16 protein-coding genes are annotated in these 20,191 nt (G+C 59.9%); 8 read left to right on the top strand and 8 right to left on the bottom strand.

Going from position 1 to position 20,191, the window contains the following annotated elements; translation table 11 throughout:
* Positions 1 to 3: 3 nt before the first annotated feature.
* The gene (locus HW556_RS04655) at positions 4 to 774 is read right to left on the bottom strand and encodes a succinate dehydrogenase cytochrome b subunit (RefSeq protein WP_176898435.1); all 771 of its coding nucleotides are present in this window, start codon (positions 772 to 774) and stop codon (positions 4 to 6) included.
* A gap of 236 nt (positions 775 to 1,010) precedes the next feature.
* Between HW556_RS04655 and HW556_RS04650 the strand changes: the two genes are divergently transcribed.
* Positions 1,011 to 3,857, top strand: a complete 2,847-nt coding sequence (locus HW556_RS04650) for a T9SS type B sorting domain-containing protein (RefSeq protein ID WP_176898433.1) — start codon at positions 1,011 to 1,013, stop codon at positions 3,855 to 3,857.
* Positions 3,858 to 4,055: 198 nt separating this feature from the next.
* Entirely contained in the window at positions 4,056 to 4,943 is an 888-nt protein-coding gene (gene fabD / locus HW556_RS04645) for an ACP S-malonyltransferase (protein WP_176898431.1), read from the top strand.
* Between the two features lie 86 nt (positions 4,944 to 5,029).
* Here fabD and folK read toward each other — a convergent pair whose 3' ends face one another.
* The 3 genes from folK to HW556_RS04630 are packed head-to-tail and all read right to left on the bottom strand — an operon-like array spanning position 5,030 to position 7,006.
* The gene (gene folK, locus HW556_RS04640) at positions 5,030 to 5,524 is read right to left on the bottom strand and encodes a 2-amino-4-hydroxy-6-hydroxymethyldihydropteridine diphosphokinase (RefSeq protein ID WP_176898429.1); all 495 of its coding nucleotides are present in this window, start codon (positions 5,522 to 5,524) and stop codon (positions 5,030 to 5,032) included.
* A gap of 4 nt (positions 5,525 to 5,528) precedes the next feature.
* A complete protein-coding gene (locus HW556_RS04635; protein WP_176898427.1) occupies positions 5,529 to 6,122 on the bottom strand; it encodes a hypothetical protein in 594 nt (197 codons plus the stop codon).
* Positions 6,123 to 6,133: 11 nt separating this feature from the next.
* Positions 6,134 to 7,006: an alpha/beta hydrolase family protein gene (locus HW556_RS04630; RefSeq protein ID WP_176898425.1), complete on the bottom strand. Its 873-nt coding sequence runs from the start codon at positions 7,004 to 7,006 to the stop codon at positions 6,134 to 6,136.
* Between the two features lie 167 nt (positions 7,007 to 7,173).
* Between HW556_RS04630 and HW556_RS04625 the strand changes: the two genes are divergently transcribed.
* Together HW556_RS04625 and HW556_RS04620 are read left to right on the top strand one after the other, a co-directional pair.
* Positions 7,174 to 8,154, top strand: coding sequence for a polyprenyl synthetase family protein (locus HW556_RS04625; protein ID WP_176898424.1), 981 nt, complete (start codon positions 7,174 to 7,176; stop codon positions 8,152 to 8,154).
* A 31-nt stretch (positions 8,155 to 8,185) separates the two neighbouring features.
* Positions 8,186 to 9,625, top strand: a complete 1,440-nt coding sequence (locus HW556_RS04620; protein ID WP_176898422.1) for a hypothetical protein — start codon at positions 8,186 to 8,188, stop codon at positions 9,623 to 9,625.
* A gap of 66 nt (positions 9,626 to 9,691) precedes the next feature.
* On the opposite strand, the gene HW556_RS04615 is transcribed toward HW556_RS04620, so the two are convergent.
* The 3 genes from HW556_RS04615 to HW556_RS04605 form a co-directional block, all read right to left on the bottom strand.
* Entirely contained in the window at positions 9,692 to 9,988 is a 297-nt protein-coding gene (locus tag HW556_RS04615) for a hypothetical protein (protein ID WP_176898420.1), read from the bottom strand.
* 188 nt (positions 9,989 to 10,176) lie between these two features.
* Entirely contained in the window at positions 10,177 to 11,043 is an 867-nt protein-coding gene (locus HW556_RS04610) for a universal stress protein (RefSeq protein ID WP_176898418.1), read from the bottom strand.
* 112 nt (positions 11,044 to 11,155) lie between these two features.
* Positions 11,156 to 12,454, bottom strand: coding sequence for a peroxiredoxin family protein (locus tag HW556_RS04605; RefSeq protein ID WP_176898416.1), 1,299 nt, complete (start codon positions 12,452 to 12,454; stop codon positions 11,156 to 11,158).
* A gap of 233 nt (positions 12,455 to 12,687) precedes the next feature.
* Between HW556_RS04605 and HW556_RS04600 the strand changes: the two genes are divergently transcribed.
* The 4 genes from HW556_RS04600 (at position 12,688) to HW556_RS04585 (ending at position 19,561) form a co-directional block, all read left to right on the top strand.
* Positions 12,688 to 14,985 (top strand): aconitate hydratase, encoded by a 2,298-nt coding sequence (locus HW556_RS04600; RefSeq protein ID WP_176898414.1) that lies wholly within the window; start codon positions 12,688 to 12,690, stop codon positions 14,983 to 14,985.
* Between the two features lie 347 nt (positions 14,986 to 15,332).
* Entirely contained in the window at positions 15,333 to 15,842 is a 510-nt protein-coding gene (xrtK, locus tag HW556_RS04595; RefSeq protein ID WP_176898412.1) for an exosortase K, read from the top strand.
* Between the two features lie 84 nt (positions 15,843 to 15,926).
* Positions 15,927 to 18,812: an MSEP-CTERM sorting domain-containing protein gene (locus HW556_RS04590; protein WP_176898410.1), complete on the top strand. Its 2,886-nt coding sequence runs from the start codon at positions 15,927 to 15,929 to the stop codon at positions 18,810 to 18,812.
* Positions 18,813 to 18,865: 53 nt separating this feature from the next.
* Entirely contained in the window at positions 18,866 to 19,561 is a 696-nt protein-coding gene (locus HW556_RS04585; protein ID WP_176898408.1) for a TIGR02117 family protein, read from the top strand.
* 285 nt (positions 19,562 to 19,846) lie between these two features.
* On the opposite strand, the gene HW556_RS04580 is transcribed toward HW556_RS04585, so the two are convergent.
* Positions 19,847 to 20,095: a hypothetical protein gene (locus HW556_RS04580; protein ID WP_176898406.1), complete on the bottom strand. Its 249-nt coding sequence runs from the start codon at positions 20,093 to 20,095 to the stop codon at positions 19,847 to 19,849.
* Positions 20,096 to 20,191 lie beyond the last annotated feature (96 nt).

Raw genomic sequence — 20,191 nt, 5'->3', positions numbered from 1 at the left:
AAATTAGCGCAGGATGTCCGGCTCCTCAGTCAGCGACTGTTCAACCTTCTGGTTGGTCGCTGGGCGGGGCTGATGCTGGTCATCGAAGAACATGATAATCGGGATGATGGCGAACAGGACCGACACCACAACCGAGAAAGCATAGCCCGTGTAGTAAACGGCGGGCGTGTATTTGGGGTGCTTGAGGCCCAGTGTCTGGAAACCGCTACGGAAGCCGTGCCAGAGGTGGTAACCCAGCGCAATTTGCGCCAGCGCGTACAGAATTACGTACCACGGAATTTTGAAAGAAGCGGCGGCTACCGAATACAGGTCGCCAACCGGGTGGTCGAGGTTGGGCACTTTCACCATGGCCAGGCCGCCAAAGGCGTCGAAACGGGAGCGAATCCAGAAGTTCATCAAGTGTACAATCAGGAAAACCAGCAGCAGCGTGCCCAGCAGGGCCATATTGCGTGACGACCACTGCGAGTTCTGCTCCGAATGATTTACCACGTAGCCTTGAGCACCACGAGCGTTTTTATTCTTTACAGCCAGTGCCAATCCTTGGTAAATATGCACCGCAAAGCCCAACATCAGCACAATTTCCATGAACCGGATGATGGGATTGGTACCCATAAACTCGGCCCAGAAGTTGAAGCTGGCCCCTCCGTCGTAGCGCAACAATTGCAGGTTAATCAGCAGGTGAACCAACAGAAACGAACACAGGAACAGGCCCGTGGTAGCCATAACAATTTTACGGCCGATGCTGCTGGTGAGGGTGTTTGTAATCCAACTCATAGAGAGCTACTAAGTAGGGTGGGGAAGTCGATTGTGACGGTCAAAGTTAGGTGCCCGGTTAGTAGGAAACAATCTGAATAGACGAGGCGGTCTGACTGGAATCAAACCAAAGCCAACTCCGTTAGTATCTTGCCTCGGTCTAACAACCTCCCTCGCCCGACTTTTGTTAGGTTTCCGCCGGGTTTTTCCGGACCTTACTTCCTGCGGTTTCTCTGCCCGCTTAGTTGCCTGATTCTATGCGTATCGTTCTACCTATCCGCCCATTGCAGCGCTGGCTGGCGGCGCTGTTTCTGCTGCTGGCCTTCCTGACAGCCGCGCCAGCTGCCCAAGCTACCCACCTGGCTGCCGGCGACATTCAGGCGCGCACCGACCCCAACAACCCCCGGCGCATCTTTTTTACCCTTTCACTTTACGTGGGTGTTCCGGGCCCCAATATAGCCGAAGAGCCTACGGTTATCATCTTTTTTGGCGACGGTACCTCCCAGCAGGATATTCCATTCGTATCGCAGACCCGCGTAGCACCGGAGTATTTGCTCAACGTTTATAGGTTCGAGCATACTTATAATTCTACCGGGGCATATACAGTGGGCTACGCCAGCGTAAATAGGCCGGTAGGGGTGCTTAATATGGCTAATTCGGCCAATGAAAGCTTTTATATCTCGACCACCGTTCTTATAAATGCATTCATTCAGAATACTTCGCCCCAACTGCTGGCACCAGCCATCGACAAGGGTAGCGTAGGCCAGGTATTTCTGCACAACCCTGCCGCTTTCGATGCTGAGGGCGACTCGCTGGCGTACGAGTTGCGGCCGAGCCAAAGGGCCGGCGACCCGCGTGTCGCGCTTGCTACCGGCAACCGGCTCAATCCCGTACCTACCACCAGCTTCACTTTCCCCAACAACCTGCCGGGCGTTGATGCCCGCCAGGTAGCCTATAGTGGGCCGCCTGTCGGGGTGCCCAACAACAGCGCCATCTTCATTATCGACGCCTTTACTGGCCAGGTAGTGTGGAATGCGCCGGCCCAGGTGGGTACCTATAATGTGGCTTTTGTGGTGAAGGAATACCGCCGCACACCCGGCCGACCCACCCAACCCACACTGCTGAGCGAGACAATCCGCGACATGCAGATTATCGTGCGGCCGCCCAATAACCTGCGCCCCCTCATTAATGTACCGCCAGATGTGTGCGTGGTGGCCAACACACCGGTGCCCGGCGGCATTATAACCGCCACCGACCCCGATGGCAACCCGGTGCTACTCGAAGCTTTTACCGGCCTGCTACCTATGCCGGCCTCGTTCCAGCAGAGCACTAAAGGGCCGCCTGTGGCCCGTGCCCTGTTCCAATGGACACCGGCCTGCTCCTTCATCCGCCGCCAGCCTTACCAGGTGCTGTTTAAGGCCACCGACGAGCCTGGGGGTACCATTTCGTCTTTAATTGACCAGCGCATCTGGAATATTACGGTGGTAGGACCGGCGCCGCAAAACCTGCAGGCCACGCCGCAGGGCAACAACATGCGCCTCGACTGGAACAGCTACAGCTGCCAGAATCCGGGGGCGCAGATTCTGATTTTCCGCCGCGAAAACTGCTTTGCCTTCACGCCTACTACCTGCCAGACGGGGCTGCCTGCCGGCTCGGGTTACGTGCAGATTGGCAGCGTAGGCGTGGGCTCACGCACCTTCCTCGACGACAATGGTGGGGCCGGCCTGACCCGGGGTAAGACCTATTCGTACCGCATTTATGTGCGGTTTGCCCAGCCTAGCGGGGGCGAAAGCCTGGCTTCCAACGAGGCCTGCGTGAAGGTAGAGGGTCGCTCGCCCCGCCTTACCAACGTAACCGTAGACCGCACCGACGTAGCGACGGGCCAGATTACCGTTCGCTGGAACCAGCCGGCTCCGCTGGCCAACTTCGCTGAGCCCCGTGGCTACCGCCTCTACCGCGCCACTGGCCTCAACCCAGCCGCAGCCGATTTCCGCAAGGTGTACACTACCACCAACCTGCGCGATACCACCTTTATCAATACTGGCCTCAACACGGAAGCCAACGCCTACACGTACCGGCTCGATTTCTTCAGCAACTCGGCCTTGGCGGCCGACTCGGTGGAGCGCACCCAGCCGGCGTCGAGCGTACGGCTGACGGCTACGCCCAACCCGCTGGCCAGTACAATAGGCGTTAGTTGGGTGTACAATGTGCCCTGGGACAACAGTCAGCGGCCCAGTACTGTGTACCGGCGCGAGCCAGGCGGTACGTTCCGGCCCGTGGGTAAAGCCACTAGTACCACTACCGGCGGCACTTTCGTGGATGATGGCAGGGTGCTGCCGCTGGTGAAAAACCGCACGTACTGCTACTACGTGAAGACCAACGGCACCTACGACATCACCTTGGCCGATTCGCTCATCAACCTGAGCCAGGAACAGTGCGCGCCGTTGCAGTCTGTGCCCTGTACGCCCATCCTCACGCTCAAGCCCACCAACTGTGACAGCCTGGCCAGCCGCCTGTTCGATTTGCCGACTACGCCTACCTCGGGCATGCGCTTTACCAACTCGCTGAGCTGGACGCTGAGCAACCTACCCACGCAGGACTGCAGCCGCGACATCGTGCAGTACATCATCTACTTTGCACCTACAGAGGCCGATGAGCTAACTGAGCTGTCCCGCGTGCCCGGTACCCAAACAACCTATGAGCACACCAACCTGGCTTCGGCGCAGGGCTGCTACGCCATTCAGGCTGTCGATGCGAATGGGGCTGTGAGTGCACTGAGCAACAAAGAGTGCAAGGATAACTGCCTGCTATTCCTGATGCCTAACATCTTCACACCCAACGGCGACTCGAAAAACGACACGTTCCGGCCCAAGGTGTTTAGCCCGATTGAGCGCACGTCTATCCGGATTTACAACCGCTGGGGCACTAAGGTGTACGAAGGCAGCCAGGACCCGCTCATCAACTGGAACGGGGGCGGCACGGGCGAAGGCAACTCCAACGGCAAGGTGTCGGATGGTATGTACTTCTACCAGGCCGAGGTAACGTTTAAGGATGCTAATCGCACTACCCGTACTTTCAAAGGCTGGGTGCAAATCAACCGCTAGCCACTGATCAAAGCCAGAAAAGCCGGGTTCTCTGTTGAGAATCCGGCTTTTCTGTGCGCAAAAAACGGGTGTCTGGGTTGCCTGTAGGGTATTTGCATCGGGCAGTCCAACATTTTTATGCAGCTTGCGACCGTAATTTTTCCGCCTGCCCCGGCGGCGCTTCCAGCCAGAAGCTGTCGTGGGGCTTATTCTGACCACATGAAAGCAGTTATCTTCCCCGGCCAGGGCAGCCAGTTCAGCGGCATGGGCCGCGAGCTGTACGAGCAGCACCCCGAAGCCAAGCGCCTGATGGACCAAGCCAACGAAATCCTGGGCTTTTCGCTTACAGAGGCCATGTTTGCGGGCTCTGATGAGGAGTTGCGCCGCACCGACGTAACCCAGCCGGCCATTTTCCTGCACTCGGTGGCGCTGGCCACCGTGCTGCCCGACTTCCGGCCCGATATGGTGGCCGGCCATTCGCTGGGCGAGTTTTCGGCGCTGGTAGCCGCCAAAGTGCTGCGTTTTGAAGACGCCCTGCAATTGGTAGCCCAACGGGCCCGCGCCATGCAGGCCGCCTGCCAGGAGCAGCCCGGCACCATGGCCGCCATCCTAGCCCTCGACGACGACACGACGGCCCGCATCTGCCAGGAAATTACAGCGGGCGGTGACATTGTGGTAGCTGCCAACTACAACTGTCCCGGCCAGCTGGTAGTGTCAGGCTCGCAACGCGGCATCGAGCTGGCCTGCGAGCAGCTGAAGGCTGCTGGGGCCAAGCGCGCCCTGCCGCTGCCGGTGGGTGGCGCCTTCCACTCGCCACTGATGCAGTCGGCCGAAGCGGCGCTGGCCGAAGCCATTGCCAAAACGAGCTTTGCGGCCGGTATCTGCCCGGTGTACCAGAACGTGGACGCTGCCCCGCACACCGACCCCGACGAAATCCGCGAAAACCTCGTGCGCCAGCTCACCGCCCCCGTCCGCTGGACCCAGAGCGTGCAGCGCATGGTGCAGGACGGTGCAATTGAGTTCGTGGAGTGCGGCCCCGGCAAGGTCCTGCAGGGCCTCGTCAAGAAGATTGCGCCGGAGGTTTCGGCCGGCTCAGCAGCTTTGTAATTCGCTTTAGTGCTCACAAAAAAGGTCCTGCCCATTCACGGCAGGACCTTTTTTGTGAGTTGAATTTTCCGTCTCACGCACCAGAATCAACGAGGCTCGCCATTAACCCGCGTAACCGCAAGCTCGTCTGAACACTCAGCCAACAACTCGGCTACGGTGCAACCCAGGCCCGGATGCACCAAGGTAGCCGCAATTTCGGCCAGGGGCAGCAGGGCAAAGCGGCGCTCCGGTAGGCGCGGGTGGGGCAGCTGGAGCGTGGGCGTATCGAGTACCAGGTCGTCGTAGAGCAATATATCCACGTCGAGGGTGCGGGAACCCCAGCGCACCAGCCGCTGCCGGCCCGCATGCTGCTCGGCGGCCAGGCAGACGGCCAGCAATTGGGCAGGAGAGAGGTTGGTCTGTATTTCCAGCGCTTGGTTGAGGAAGGCTGGCTGCTCAGTCAGGCCCCAGGCGGCCGTTTCGTAGACGCCCGAGGTGGCCCTTACCGGGCCGGCCGTGCGGCCCAGCTCGGCCACGGCGGCCTGCAACGTGGCGGTTCGGTCGCCGAGGTTGGAGCCTAGCAGCAGGTAAGCAGTTGGCATAGGCTTAGGAGTAAACAGCAGGAAGGTAGAAGCGCCGGTATACCAGCCACGCTATCAGCCAGAGGCCTGCCAGAATGAGGAACAGGATGGGAACTGCGCCCTCCGATGTGCGCGCTACCGTTGCCGACAGTAAAAGCCCGCCGAAGAACATAGCCGTGGCAGCAAAGCCCGGCTGCTCAAAAAAGTCGAGCCCGCGGTAGAAGCCCAGGTAAAGCAGGGCGATGGTGAAGATTTGTGGGAGGTCGTATATGCGCCCATCGCCCACGCCGTCCAGGAAGTTTCCGGGCAGCGCCAGCGTCAGGAGCAGCAGCAGAAACAGGGGAATGCGGGAGATGGAAAAGGGTTTGGACTGAATTAGCAGGTCGGTTTTGCTGGTGTTGCCCACGGCCATTTCACCGGGACTCTGCCAGGCAAAGCGGGCCCGAAAAACCTGATAGGCAGTGCACGCAAGTAGTACGGCTACCACTAACCCCACCCCGATTTCGGCCGAAACAGGGCCCTGCCAGAAGGTGTAGAGCGTTGCGGCCACGCCCCCAACGGCCGCGCCAAAGTAAAAATTAACGGCCAGCACAAAGAGGCTGGTAAGGAGCTTTCTCATGCGGTTCGAGCCTAAAAGCGGCGCTCAAAAAACTCAGCCGTAGCCTCGGCGGCCTGCCGGGCCTGTTCGGGCAGCTCGGCCGAGGGCCAGGGGTGGGTGCCACCGAAGTTGTGGGTGGTGCCGGGCAGCACCAGTAGCTCGGTAGTGGGTTGCCACGCGTGTAGCTGTTGGGCGCGGGCCAGCGGCACGGTTTCGTCCTGGTCGCCGTGCAGGACAAGCACGGGGCGGTTGTGGAGGCGCTGGCGCAGGTTCTGCTCAATGTCGAGGCGGGCTTGGTGTTGGTAGTAGTTCTCGACTAGTTGGTAGCCGAGCGGCAGCTGCTGCTTGGTGCGCGAGTTCTCCACGTATACCACGCCCTGCTGCTGCCAGTCGGCCATCTGCTGCTCCGTCCAGCCCGGGTTTACGTTGCTGATGGCGGCCCAGCTAGCCACGGCCCGTACGCGGGCGTCTTCGGCCGCTTTCAGCAGTACCAGCCCGCCACCGCGACTGTGGCCGATGAGAGCGAGGTGCGCCAGGTCCATTTCGGCGGCCGGTATTTCCGTGGCGCCCGGCTGGTGCAGGGCATCGAGCAGGGCACCCAAATCATCAAGCTCAATGCTGAAATTATTACGGCCAAAGGCCTCCAAGTCCTCCAGGTCGCCGGTGCCGCCCACCACCACGCCGTTGTGCGAGAGGTTAAGCTTCACAAACACGAAGCCCCGGCGGGCAAACCAGTCGGCCAGCACATTGAAGTGACCCCAGTCTTTGAACCCCTTGAAGCCATGTACAAATACCACTACCGGCTTGGCCCGGCCGTCGGGCACGAAGCGGGCATCGGCCGCAAACGGGCGGTTGTGGCCGGGGCCGGACAGCAGAAAATTGACGGAAACAGGCTGATTGGGCATAAAACGAAGGTAATAAGACAGGACTAAACTGTTATGCCTGCACACCAAGAACCGGGGCAGAACTCCGGGGTTTATATGCGCTATTTCAAATCAGATTTCCCCTTGGGCAGCATAACAGGTGGCCCCTGCGCCTTTTCCCGTATCATTGCATTGCCCAATTACGCCGCATGACCATTTCGCTGGACCAGATACAGGCTCCGATTGCCTTGGAGATGGTGGAATTCGAAAAGAAATTCCGCCAGTCGATGCAGACCAAACAGCTGCTGCTCGACAAAATCATGGGCTACATAGTGAAGCGCAAGGGCAAGCAGATTCGGCCGATGTTCGTGTTTTTCACGGCCAAAATCTGCGGCGGCGACCCGCTGCCCGAAGCCACTTTCCGCGGCGCGGCCCTGATTGAGTTGCTGCATACGGCCACACTCGTGCACGACGATGTGGTGGACGAGAGCAACTACCGCCGCGGCTTTTTTTCCATCAATGCGCTCTGGAAGAACAAGATAGCCGTGCTGGTAGGCGACTACCTGCTGAGCAAAGGCCTGCTGCTGAGCCTGGAAAACGACGATTACGCCCTGCTCAAGATTGTGAGCAACGCGGTGAAGGAGCTTAGTGAAGGCGAACTGCTACAGATTGAAAAAGCCCGCCGCCTCGACATCACCGAGGACGTGTACTTCGACATCATCCGCCAGAAAACGGCCTCGCTTATTGCCTCCTGCTGCGCCGTGGGGGCCTCTTCGGCCGGTGCCGACCTCGAAACGGTGGAGCGCGCCCGGCTGTTTGGCGAGAAGGTGGGTATGGCTTTCCAGATAAAGGACGACCTGTTCGACTACGGCACGGCCGAAATCGGCAAACCGCTGGGCATCGATATCAAGGAGAAAAAGATGACCCTACCGTTGATTTACGCCCTGCAAAAAGCTGACTGGCTCACCAAGCGCCGCGTCATTTTCAACGTGAAAAACAACGACGGCCGCCGCGACCGGGTGCAGCAGGTAATTGAGTTCGTGAAGCAGTCGGGCGGGCTTGACTATGCTATTGGTGTGATGGAGCGCTACCGCGACGAGGCGCTGGCTGTGTTGCGTACCTTCCCCGAGTCGGCTTCACGCACCTCGCTCGAACAGCTCATCAACTACACCATCGAGCGCGAAAAGTAGCCGCCTCGCGTTCTGAAGCCTGCCCGCCCGCATGAGAACCCGTTACCTGCTGCCGCTGCTGGTGCTGTTTGTGGCCCTCGATTTGGGCTACACCTACTGGCAGAACTACCGCCTGCCGCTCGATGGCGACCTGGCCTACATCGTGCTGCCCTCTCCCGACTGCCGGCCGGTGCTCTCGGACCCGTTCGGCTGGGCTGCGCTTACCCGAGGTGAGCTGTACACGGCACCCAACCGCTTCTTTGCGCATATGGCCATGGTGGCTTACTTTAAAACGGTGCCGTTTGCGCTACAACGTTTTATGCCGCCCATCGCAAGCGTGTACGTGGCTTGTGGGCTGTTCAGCGCCGCAGTGCAGGCATTGTTGCTCTATGTGCTGGCCTTGTACGCCAGCGGCCGTGCGCACGCCGGTCGCCGTTTTTGGTTGATTGTGGCCGTGTTGGTGCCGCTGTTTCAGTCGGCGGGCTACCACAACCAGATGGGTATAATCGACAATGCCATTACCTACACCTTCTTCTACGCCTTTCCGTTGGCGCTGCTGGGGCTGTTTTACTGGCCTTTTTACCGGGCAGCACAAACCCGGCGAACATTTCGGCCGCGCTGGTGGCAGTTTGGGCTGCTGTCGGGCCTCGCCGTGGTACTAAGCTTTAACGGTCCGATTATTCCGGGGGGGGTAGCCGTACTCAGCACCGGCATCTGTCTGGTTTGGCTGGTGCGGCAGTGGCGGGCTACGGGCAGGAACTGGGGCGCCATCGTGCAACGGGTGCCTTGGCGGGCGTTCAGTTTGCTGGCGCTACTGGGCGCGCTGTGCCTGTATTCGCTCTACATCGGGCAATTCGAACTGGAAAGCCGTGACATCAGCATCCCGCTGGCCGAGCGCTACCGCCGGCTCCCCACAGGCTTGAACGAAACCTTCTTTCGGCGGCCTGCGCTAGCCATTCTGCTCGGAGTAGTGCTGCTGAACACATTGATGATTGGCCGGCTGCTGCCTGCTACTACTGAAAGCCGGCGGCTACGGCAGTTGCTGGGCTGGCTGGCAGTGTTTTCCGTGGTCTATATGCTACTATTGCCACTCGGCGGCTACCGCGAGTACCGCCCCCACATCATCCGACGTGACTCCATTATGCCCGTGCTACTGGGCCTGATGGCTCTCTACGGTGCCACCACTTACTACCTAGGTCACCACCTCACGGGGCGCCGTCGCCTGAGCTATTTGGGTTGGGCGGCTGCGCTAGGCATCTTCTATACCGTTTCCGATAATAGCTGGCACTACCCAACCAATGCTTGCCAGCGCGAGGCCCTTGAAACACTGGATGGCTCCTCTAAACTTACCGTAGAGCTGCCGCAGAGCTGCCCGATAATGACCTGGAGTCCTGCCTCGACGTACGCTGAATCCGATATCTCAGCCCAGCTACTCGACTATTGGAACATCACCCCGGGCAAGCGCCAGTTCAAGCAGCCGACCACAGAGTAAACCGTAGGTGCTGTTGATGTTGCTGATAACACAAAACGCATCTGCGTTATCAGCAACATCTACAGTTTAGTGCTGCACCTGGTAGTACACTTGGTCGGCCTTCACTTCCGATACTTCGAAGCGTACGCCCTTAGGGTTACTGGTGACGGTGATTTCGTGGGTCATTTCGCAGGTGGGGCACTTTAGCTGCTCGGTTTCATACTGGCCATCATCAGGCATAGTGGCGAAGTGCTCGGCGGCGGGAACCCCGATGGAAGCCGTGAAAACATCTTCATGGCACTTGTTGCATTCGAACTTCAGGCCCACAGTATGGCCCTGTAATTCATCGACGGGGGCGGGGGTATTTTTCTGCTGAATCCACATAAGAAAGGGCTGGTTTAGGTGTTATAGAGGTTAGAAAAGGGCAATGTGGCCCGCAGGCCTGGCTTGGTGTACGCAGAAATGCCAATGCGGGGTTGGGCCAGTACAGTACCAGTCGAACCCCGCGTTGCAAATCCGGCCCTGCGGCCCGGCCCACTATACTTCTTATCACCAGCTAACGCAGCACCCGGTTACAGATGAAATGTAAGCACCGGCTGAGTTGACTGGAAGGCAACCTTTTCGGCAATACTGCCTTGGAAAAAGCGGCTGAACGCCGAGCGGGCGTGGGTGGGCACTACAATAAGGCCGGCACCCAGTTTCCGGGCTGCATCCTCAATACCACCCTCAATGCTGCCAGCCTCCATGAGCACGGCTTCGGCGGGTGCCAGCTGATGGCGGCTAATGAAGTCGTCTATCTCCTGGCGGGCCGGACCTGCGGCCTCGTCGGTTACGCGCAGCAGGTGCAGGCGGGCATCCGGAAACAGCTGGCGTACCTGCTGCAGCCCGGGCACGGCTTGGTCGGCTTCGGTCGAAAAATCGGAGGCAAATACGATGTCGCGCACGGCATCGAGGTTGGTGGCGTGCTTAATGGCCAGCACCGGACAGGGCGCCAGGCGCACCAGCTGCTCGGTATTCGAAGAGGCGAAGAAGCGCTCCAGTGGTTCGTGCTGCTGGGTGCCAAGCACTACTAGGTCAATGTGGCGCTGCTCAATCACCTTCAGAATAGCCTCATCGACTTCGACTTGGTCCAGTACCTCGTGTACGGGAACATCGGGAGCCATTTGGGCTGCTTCGGCCAGCAGCAGCTGCATCCGCTGGCGGGTTACCTCCATCAGCCTGACGACGAAAATCCGGTCGATGCCGTAGGCGTTGGGCAGCTCGGCTCCGTTGGTGGGCCCGCCAAAGGCGCTGAAATTGGCCGACCCCTGGGCGTCGGGAATGGGCAGCACGTGCAGCAGCGTTACGTTGCCGCCCACGCGCTGGGCCAGCTGCATTGCGGCCCGTAAAGCGTGGTGCGCCTCGGCCGAAAAATCGGTGGGAACCAGAATGTTTTTCATGAGCCGGAAGTAAAAAAGGTGGAACAAAAACGTCGCCCGGGCAATGCCAAGCCGGAGCAGGGCATCACCCGGGCGACGTTATGCTATACGTAGCCCAACCATAAAAGCGCAGCTATTCGGCTAGCAGCTGGTCAATCGTTTTGTTGAATTCGGCGTTCTGCTGCGCGTAGTACTGGCCAGTGCCGGGGCCCGAAAAGCCGGTATGAATCTTCCGGACTTCGCCCTTTTTATCAATGAAAATGGTGGTCGGGAAGGCCAGCACTTTCTGAATTTGGGGCAGCGACTTGCTGGCCAAATCTTTGTCGGCCACGCCGGCCACGGCCAGGTCATAGCCCACATTCATGCGCTCCTTCATCTTAAGCAGTTTGCGGGCGGCCACCTCCTGGTCAGGCGTACGCTCGTAGCCCAGGCCAATAATTTCGACGCCGCGCTGCTTGTTCTTCTCGTACCAAGGGGCCAGGAAGTTGGTTTCGTCCATGCAGTTGGGGCACCACGAACCCAGCAGCTGCACTACCAGCACCTTGCCACGGTATTTGGGGTCGGAGGGCGAGATGCTGCCCCCTTCGTAGATGCTAGGGAACGTGAACTCCAGCTTTTTCTGGCCGGGCTTCATGCCAGTTAGAGCGTTGGCGTCGGGCAGCTTGGCGGTTGGGTCCTTCACTGCGGTCCAGGTTTCGTGGCCCGTCAGGCCCGAGTAAAAGTCGCCCTCAATGCGCGTGGCGCTATCGGGGGTGGTGCTTCCGGGCTGCTTGCCGGTGAACAGGAAGCCGTGGCTGCCGTCGAAAGTGCTTAGCATAAGCGTATTGCCATCTGCCTGCCCCGAAAGGTAGCGGTAGTCGCCGGTGCTGGTAAGAAACGTGCCCGTAACGCCCGCCGGTGTTTGCGTAAATACGCCTACGGCCGGGTAAGTCTTGCCGGTATCATCCTTGAAACTGACTTTCCAGGTGCCATCGAAGGAGGTTACCTTCTGATCGGCCATTACCGGAAACAGCGGCTGCGCGCCCATCTCGGCCGTAAATGGTACGCGGTAGGGCTTGTTGGCGTCGTACTTCACCCAGGCACCCGTCAGCTTGCCTTCGCCGGCAGCCCGCACCACCAGCGCGGCATCAAACACGCCCAGCCTGATGGTAGTCGAGTCGCCGGCCGTCGTTATTTCGTCGAGCTTGAGGCGTTCCTCGCCGTTGCGCAGCGTTACGGTAGGCTGGCCGCCGGTAGTGGCTACATCGAACAGAAACGGTATTTCCTGGCCCTGGGCCGATAGTACGCCCCGCCAGGTGCCAGCTGTAAGCGGCGAAACAGCTCCGTCGGCCGCGGTGGTTTCGGTAGTTTTAGAATCAGACTGGCAGGCAGTAGCGGCCAGCGCGAGGGTGGCCCCAGCTATGGCCTTGCGCAAAGAGAAGGCAACGGGCATGGTTGAAAAAGAGTAAAAGTGAAACAGGGGCTAAACTACGGTACTGCCCGCATAGTTTGGGCGGGCCCACGCTGGCGGATGGCCAGAGCCGTTAGCCGGGTTCTTTTGAGAGCTTCTAAATAGGCCCTTAGCCAAACCCGGTGGCACTTATTTGACTTGCCGGACCCCGGCGCTTAACTATATTTGCATGTCTGCCCCGGCAGGCTCGTTCTCTCCACTTTTTCAACCTGATTATGGCATTCGATTTAGAGATGATTAAGGCCGTGTACGCTGGCATGGGCACCCGCATCGAGGCGGCCCGGTCAGCGGTCGGCCGTCCGCTCACCCTGACGGAAAAAATTCTGTACGCCCACCTACACGGCGGTACCGTTTCGCAGGCGTATGAGCGGGGCGTTTCCTACGTCGATTTTGCGCCCGACCGCGTAGCCATGCAGGATGCCACCGCCCAGATGGCGCTGTTGCAGTTCATGCAGGCCGGCAAGGCTACGGCCGCCGTGCCCAGCACTGTGCATTGCGACCACCTGATTCAGGCTAAAGTAGGCGCTGATGCCGATTTGGCCACTGCCAACTCCGAGAACAAGGAGGTGTACGACTTCCTAGCTTCAGTTTCGAACAAGTACGGCCTTGGCTTCTGGAAGCCCGGCGCTGGCATTATTCACCAGGTAGTGCTCGAAAACTACGCCTTCCCCGGCGGCATGATGATCGGCACCGACTCGCACACCCCCAACGCGGGTGGCCTGGGCATGATTGCCATTGGCGTAGGCGGCGCCGATGCCGTGGACGTAATGGCTGGCATGGCCTGGGAGCTGAAGTTCCCCAAAGTAATCGGCGTGAAGCTGACCGGTAAGCTCTCGGGCTGGACGTCGGCCAAAGACGTGATTCTGAAAGTAGCCGGCATCCTGACCGTGAAAGGCGGCACTGGTGCTATTGTAGAGTACTTCGGCGAAGGCGCCGAGAACCTGTCGGCAACCGGTAAAGGCACCATTTGCAATATGGGCGCCGAAATTGGGGCTACTACCTCGGTATTCAGCTTCGATGAGAAGATGGCCGTTTACCTGCGCGGCACCGGCCGGGCCGAAGTGGCCGAGCTGGCCGCCGGCGTGGCCGCGCACCTGCGCGCCGACGACGAGGTGTACGCCAATCCAGAGAATTTCTACGACCAGCTCATCGAAATCGACCTGAATACGCTGGAGCCCTACGTGAACGGTCCGTTTACGCCGGACGCCGCGTGGCCGATTTCGGAGTTTGCCTCGGCCGTACGCGAGCATGGCTGGCCCGCAAAGCTGGAAGTAGGCCTGATTGGTTCGTGCACCAACTCGAGCTACGAAGACATTACACGCGCCGCCTCCATTGCCAAGCAGGCTGCTGATAAGGGCCTGACCGTGCAGGCCGAGTACACGGTAACGCCTGGTTCGGAGCTGGTGCGCTACACCGTGGAGCGCGACGGTCTGCTCGATACGTTTGCCCAAATGGGCGGCGTGGTGCTGGCCAACGCCTGCGGTCCGTGCATCGGCCAGTGGGCCCGCCACACCGACGACCCCAAGCGCCGTAACTCGATTATCACAAGCTTCAACCGCAACTTCGCCAAGCGCAACGACGGCAATCCCAACACCCACGCGTTTGTGGCCTCGCCCGAAATCGTGACGGCCTTTGCCATTGCCGGCGACCTGACCTTCAACCCGCTCACCGATACGCTGACTACCAGCGCCGGCGAGCAGGTGAAGTTTGACGAGCCTGTAGGTATCGAGATGCCGCCCCGTGGCTTCGCCGTGGAGGATGCCGGCTATCAGCAGCCCGCCGCCGATGGCTCGGGCGTGAACGTAATGGTGTCGTCTGAATCGGACCGCCTGCAGCTGTTGGAGCCCTTTAAGCCCTGGAATGGCACCGACCTGCTGGGTCTGCGCCTGCTCATCAAGGCCAAAGGCAAGTGCACTACCGACCATATTTCGATGGCCGGTCCGTGGTTGAAGTACCGCGGCCACCTCGATAACATCTCCAACAACATGCTCATCGGGGCTACCAACGCCTTCAATGAGCAAACCAACTCGGTAAAGGATGCCCTCACGCAGGGTACTCCCTACTCGCCCGTGCCTACGGTAGCCCGTAACTACAAAGCCCAGGGCATCGGCTCGGTGGTTATTGGCGATGAGAATTACGGTGAAGGCAGCTCGCGTGAGCACGCCGCCATGGAGCCCCGCCACCTCGGCGTGCGCGCCGTGCTGGTGAAATCCTTCGCCCGGATTCACGAAACCAACCTCAAAAAGCAGGGCATGTTGGGCCTTACCTTCGACAACAAGGCCGACTACGACCTGATTGAGGAGGACGATACCATCGACATCCTCGGCCTGACCGAGTTTGCTCCCGGCAAGCCCCTGCAGGTGCGCCTGCACCACGCCGACGGCGACACGGACCTCATCACGGTGAACCACACCTACAACGAGGGCCAGATTGCCTGGTTTAAGGCCGGCTCGGCCCTGAACCTTATCCGGCAGATGCAGAGCGGCGACGCGCAGCTTTCGGAGCGCATCTAGCTTGTTACAGCAAAGTGAAAACGGCCGCCTTCCCGCATAGGGGAGGCGGCCGTTTTGCGTTTGCAAGGTCTGGTGCTATAGTGCGCACATTTAGTGTAATAAGCTTAATGTCAAGGCACAGTAAAGGGCCCAAGAGCCAGAACGCCAACGACAGCAGACATAGCAACAATGAGTGTATTGACGACAATCAGGAGTGAAGATGATAGCAATGAAAGAATGCGCTCCTAAGCGCTGGAGAGCATACAGCAGTGGGACTGATGCACTATAAACAGACTCTTTTGTTAATAAACTTTGAATTACAAAGTTCTTTGTTTTATGTTTGCGTAGCCTGAACTCATCCACTCGCTATGCGCCGCATCATCTGCTTTCTGCCTTATCTGCTGCTACTGGTAGCCTACGTGGTTGCCAAGCTGTGCTACGCGGCGGCCGATACCGCTGATGTGCGCTGGCTGCTGGCCCCCACCAACGCGCTGGTAAATCTGCTACTTAGCTCGACCTCTGAGTTCGTGGCGGGGCGGGGCTACGTGCATTCGGGCCTGAGCATCGTCATCGACAAATCGTGCGCGGGCGGCAACTTCGGACTGTTGACCGGGCTGGTGCTGACGACCACATACCTATGGCAGCGTGGCCCGCGCCCGGGCCTGGCGCTGTTGGTCCTGTTGCTGCTGAGCTACCCCCTAACGCTGTTCGTGAATGCGGCCCGTATTGCCGGGGCCGTGCGGCTGGGCCAGCTGCTGCCCCCAGCATTGGCCCCCGCCTGGCTGCACGAGGCGCAGGGGGCACTGGTATACCTGTTTTTCCTGGTAGCAGCCTACGCCGCACTGCGGCACCTCCTGCTCAAAAAGGCTAGCTATTAGCGCCCAACCAGCACGGCGTTGGTTTAGCGTGCTGCACGAACTCATCCAAGTCCCCGAAATCCTAAGTACCCAAACCTTACTTCTATGCGCACCTTGTTAAATCCGCGGTGGCTCTGGCTGCTCAACACGCTGCCGGTGGCGCTGCTGCTACTCTTTTTTTGGGCCGAGTACAACGTAATCCAGAGCCTGCTGGAGCCGGCGAGCCGGCTGGCTTGGCATTGGCTGGGCGCAGTGCTATTGGGGCTGTCCGTAGTCCATGCGGCCTATGCGAGGTGGCTGGCGGCGCGGCGGCGGCAGTTGTCAACCGGCTACGCGCTAGGGGCGTTGGGCATTTACATCGTGGGGCTCTACGTGTACGGAACGCAACTCCAGCAGCTTTTTCCTTCCGCCGTGCCCCGCTGGATGGTGCCCGCCGACCTGCCACTCTACGCCGGCACTTTCCTAATGCCCACGCTGGCGCACGCTGCGGCCGTGCTGGTGTTGTGCCTGACACCCGAAAACCGCGAATTCAAAGTCCTGCCCAACTTCGGGGCCGCGCTGGCCGTGCCGGCGGTCTGGTACCTGTTTGCCCAACTGGTGATGCCCATGTGGCACTACGGCTCGGGGCCGGTGGCCCAGCACGTGCTGGTGGTGCTACTGATTACCGGTACGCTGCTGTTTCTGCTGGCGCTGAGCCGGGGCGTGTACATTCTGGCCCGGCAGCGGACGGCTACCAAGACCTTCCGCTGGGTTGGGCTGCTGCTGGTAGCCGGAGTGCTGCCGCTGCTGGGGCTGGCCATCAACAACGGCGACTTGCGTATGGGAGGCTCTGGCTGGAGTGAAAGCGGCATATTCGGCGACTTCTCCGGCCCTTGGTGGTACGGGTTGGCGGTGCTCAATGCCGCCCTGCTGCTTTGCCCCAATCCGGCGGGCTCCCATGCGCGGCTGGTGCTTTTTCTGGGGCGAGCGGCGTTGTTTGGTTACACGCTGTATTTCTTCCTGGTATTTTTGCCCTTTCTACCGCTGTCGGTGGTGGCCGTGGCGGCGCTGGGAGCTGGCTTTTTGCTGTTGGCGCCGTTGGTGCTGTTCATCGTGCATGTGCGGGTGCTGAGCCAGGACTACGCTAGGTTGCGGCCCCGCTTTGGGCGGCGCAGTTTGTTGATGGGGCTGCTGGCGGCCGGGGCCGTGCTGCCGCTGGCCGTAGCCGGGCAGTACGTCTGGCACCGCGCCACGCTGCACCGGGCCCTCGATTACGTGTACCTGCCCGAGTATTTTCAGCCAATGGCGACTGTTGATACGGCCGCGCTAAGTGTCGTGCTGGGCACTGTGCGCCACCACAAAACCAACCGGGGAACTTCTATCACTGGGGCCCGGCTGCCCTACCTGTCGTCGTTCTACAACTGGCTGGTGCTCGACAACCTGACGCTGCCGGAAAGCAAGCTGGAACTGCTGGAAGAGGTGTTTCTCGCGGCAACACCGGCCAACCAACCCCGGCCGGAAACGGAGATTCCCGCCGATCTGACGCAGGCAGATGGCCAGCCAGGGCCCACCGCCCCGTCCCTGCCGCGCCTCACAAAGCTGGCGGCCCGCAGCCGCTACGACGCCCGGCAGCAGGCCTGGGTCAGCTGGGTCGACCTTACTATTCTCAACCCCGACTCCGCCGATATAGCCGAATACACCACCCAACTGACGCTGCCGGCCGGCTGCTTTGTGAGCAATTACTACCTCGATATGGAAGGCCGCCGTGAGTTCGGCATCTTGGCCGAGAAGCGGGCCGCTACCTGGATATATCGGCAGATTCGCAACGAAAACCGCGACCCGGGCCTGCTGACTTATAAGTATGGCAACGAACTGGAGCTGCGCGTGTTTCCGTTTGCAGCCGGCGAAGTGCGCCGTACCGGCCTGGAGCTTCTGCATCCCGAGCCACTCACACTACAGCTCGATGGCCAGCTGGTGCAGCTGGGAGAAGCCCGGCGCGGAGCCACACTGCCCGCCGAAGTGAATTTGCTCAGCGCAGGCGCAACTTACCTGAGTGCCGCTCAAAAAGCCGCGCTGCCAGTGGTGCGCCGGCAGCCATACTATCATTTTCTGGTAGATAACTCGGTCGGCCAGCAGGGGGCCTGGAGCACCTATCGGGACATGATGGCTACGGCTGTCCGGTCACCAGGGCTGGATGAAAAAACCACCAAGTATAGCCTGGTAGGCAGCCGCACTACCTCCCTTAGGTGGCCAGAAGTAAGTCCCGGTGAAACCAGGATGCCCGTCGAGGGCGGCTTCTACCTCGACCGGGCCATCCGGCAAACGCTGGTGCGGGCCGCCGAAACGCCTGTGCCGCGCTACCCGGTGCTGGTAGTGGTGTCGGCTGATTTTGAACGGGCCATTCTCCCCACTGACTTCGCCGACCTGCGCCATGCCTTCCCCGAATCGGCACTTTTCTACGAGCTGCGGCCCGACGGCCGGTTTGTAGCCCACTCGCTGCTGCGCGACCCTGCTGCCCCGCTCGACACCTTGGCGGCCCCGGCTGCGGCCAGCCCCGTAGTAGCCTGGCCCTACGCCAAAAACGCCACCACCTACCTACCCGCCAACGGCCAGCCCGATTTAGTGCTGAGTAATATGCCGGTTTCCACCAAGCAACCAACAACTCTGGCTACTCGCAACTGGCGCTCGGGAGTAGCGTTGCAAGCCCAGTGGCGCCACCAGCTGCACCACCCCGAAACGGGCGCAGCGGCCGGTCACCAACTGGTCGAAGCCAGTTTCCGCACCGGGCTGCTTACCCCTCTCACGGCCTACCTGGCCCTCGAAAACGATGCCCAAAAAGCTGCTCTGCGACGCAAACAAGCCGAGTTGCTGAACGGCCACGCGGCTTTGGAAGCCGCGGAGGACCAGCGAATGTCGGAGCCCAGCAACTGGCTGTTGCTGGCCCTGTTGGGGGCGGCGCTGGCCGGGCGGGGCTGGTGGCGCCACCGCCGACTGGGACCAGCGGCGGCCTAAGCTGACTTTTTGCCGCCGGCCGCGTATAGGCAGACTCCCTTTTTCCCTTTTCTATGAGAAAATCCAACCCACTTTACCCAGTAGCCGCCGCCGTTGCCTACACCGGGGCCGGCATTATCGGGCTGGTGGCTTTGTATGTAGCAGCTTCGGTGGTGCTGTCGGCCGTTCCGGTGGCCGGCGAAAAGGCTACGCCCGCTCCCAGCGAAGCCGTGGAGGTATACCTGCTCTCCAACGGCGTGCACACCGACCTAGTGCTACCCGTGCGCAATGCCCAGCAGGACTGGACGCGGTTCATTTCCTACGCCGATACGCCCGCCAACGACACCAGCCAGTATTTTGTGGGATTCGGCTGGGGCGACCGGGGCTTCTACCTCGATACGCCCACCTGGGCCGAACTTGAGCTCAGCACCGGCCTGAAGGCTATGTTCTGGCTCGGTACCACGGCCATGCACACCACGTTCCACCACCAACCCGAAGTGGGCCCCAAGTGTGTGCTACTCACGCTCACGCCGGCCGAATACGCCCGGCTCGTCCGCTTCATCGAAACCAAGTTCGATTTGGATGCCAGCGGCCGCCCCCAGCAGATTAAAGGCCACAGTTACGGCCAGAACGATGCTTTCTACGTCGCAAATGGCACTTACAACCTCTTCGATACCTGCAACAGCTGGACCAACCGGGGCCTGAAAGCCGCCGGCCAGCGCGCCGCCCTCTGGACGCCGTTTGACTTCGGCATGTTCTGGCACTATTAAGGTTATTGGCTGATAGGTAGTAGCTAAACTTTCCGCACTCAGGTTAGGAGTGAGCCCCGGCGGAGTAGCATATTTATGGTGGTCTATTGAGGCGCACTGGAAGCCCGGGTGCGGAAGTCATAAAGTGCTAGCTGAAAAATTTATAGCAAAAAAACGTCTGGTAACCAGCCGTTGACGCATGAAAAACCGGCGGTTTCCGGGTAGCGAACCGGAAACCGCCGGGTTGGAGGTTAGGAGATAAATGGGCTGACAGCAACACCATATGCAAGCCCCAAAGCCAGCGGCTTAATTAAGCCAGACCTGGGCCACGAACTCGAAGCGGTGGCGGGCAAAAGTGCCGTAGGGGCGCTCGGCATAGAAGCCCAGCACCTGCACCTGCCATTCGCTACTGTGGGCGTTGCGCCGTAGTTGCACAGGGTACACCTGCCCGCACGCAGGCCAGTCGCCTATGTAGTCGACCGGACGGTTCTGGGCGTTCACGCACCGCGCATATTGCTGCACCGGAAGGGGGACGGGAAGCTTCGTTTTTGACATATGCAAATATAAGTATATTGGTTGGCAAAACTAAATATATTAGCCAGAAATTTCACATATTTCCAACTATTATTATTGCCAAAAATGTATTCTGTA

The organism is Hymenobacter terrestris, from assembly GCF_013377905.1.
Lineage (GTDB): Bacteria > Bacteroidota > Bacteroidia > Cytophagales > Hymenobacteraceae > Hymenobacter > Hymenobacter terrestris.
Note: the sequence above shows the minus strand (reverse complement) of the source record. Positions and strands in the feature narration are given on the sequence as shown.

What these genes read in the sequence shown, in the direction of transcription:
- HW556_RS04620 (WP_176898422.1), top strand. Translation starts at nt 8,186, where the DNA reads ATGAGAACCCGTTACCTGCTGCCGCTGCTGGTGCTGTTTGTGGCCCTC.
- HW556_RS04585 (WP_176898408.1), top strand. Translation starts at nt 18,866, where the DNA reads ATGAGAAAATCCAACCCACTTTACCCAGTAGCCGCCGCCGTTGCCTAC.
- folK (WP_176898429.1), bottom strand. Translation starts at nt 5,524, where the DNA reads ATGCCAACTGCTTACCTGCTGCTAGGCTCCAACCTCGGCGACCGAACC.
- xrtK (WP_176898412.1), top strand. Translation starts at nt 15,333, where the DNA reads ATGCGCCGCATCATCTGCTTTCTGCCTTATCTGCTGCTACTGGTAGCC.
- HW556_RS04615 (WP_176898420.1), bottom strand. Translation starts at nt 9,988, where the DNA reads ATGTGGATTCAGCAGAAAAATACCCCCGCCCCCGTCGATGAATTACAG.
- HW556_RS04650 (WP_176898433.1), top strand. Translation starts at nt 1,011, where the DNA reads ATGCGTATCGTTCTACCTATCCGCCCATTGCAGCGCTGGCTGGCGGCG.
- HW556_RS04590 (WP_176898410.1), top strand. Translation starts at nt 15,927, where the DNA reads ATGCGCACCTTGTTAAATCCGCGGTGGCTCTGGCTGCTCAACACGCTG.
- HW556_RS04625 (WP_176898424.1), top strand. Translation starts at nt 7,174, where the DNA reads ATGACCATTTCGCTGGACCAGATACAGGCTCCGATTGCCTTGGAGATG.
- HW556_RS04580 (WP_176898406.1), bottom strand. Translation starts at nt 20,095, where the DNA reads ATGTCAAAAACGAAGCTTCCCGTCCCCCTTCCGGTGCAGCAATATGCG.
- fabD (WP_176898431.1), top strand. Translation starts at nt 4,056, where the DNA reads ATGAAAGCAGTTATCTTCCCCGGCCAGGGCAGCCAGTTCAGCGGCATG.
- HW556_RS04635 (WP_176898427.1), bottom strand. Translation starts at nt 6,122, where the DNA reads ATGAGAAAGCTCCTTACCAGCCTCTTTGTGCTGGCCGTTAATTTTTAC.
- HW556_RS04630 (WP_176898425.1), bottom strand. Translation starts at nt 7,006, where the DNA reads ATGCCCAATCAGCCTGTTTCCGTCAATTTTCTGCTGTCCGGCCCCGGC.
- HW556_RS04605 (WP_176898416.1), bottom strand. Translation starts at nt 12,454, where the DNA reads ATGCCCGTTGCCTTCTCTTTGCGCAAGGCCATAGCTGGGGCCACCCTC.
- HW556_RS04655 (WP_176898435.1), bottom strand. Translation starts at nt 774, where the DNA reads ATGAGTTGGATTACAAACACCCTCACCAGCAGCATCGGCCGTAAAATT.
- HW556_RS04610 (WP_176898418.1), bottom strand. Translation starts at nt 11,043, where the DNA reads ATGAAAAACATTCTGGTTCCCACCGATTTTTCGGCCGAGGCGCACCAC.
- HW556_RS04600 (WP_176898414.1), top strand. Translation starts at nt 12,688, where the DNA reads ATGGCATTCGATTTAGAGATGATTAAGGCCGTGTACGCTGGCATGGGC.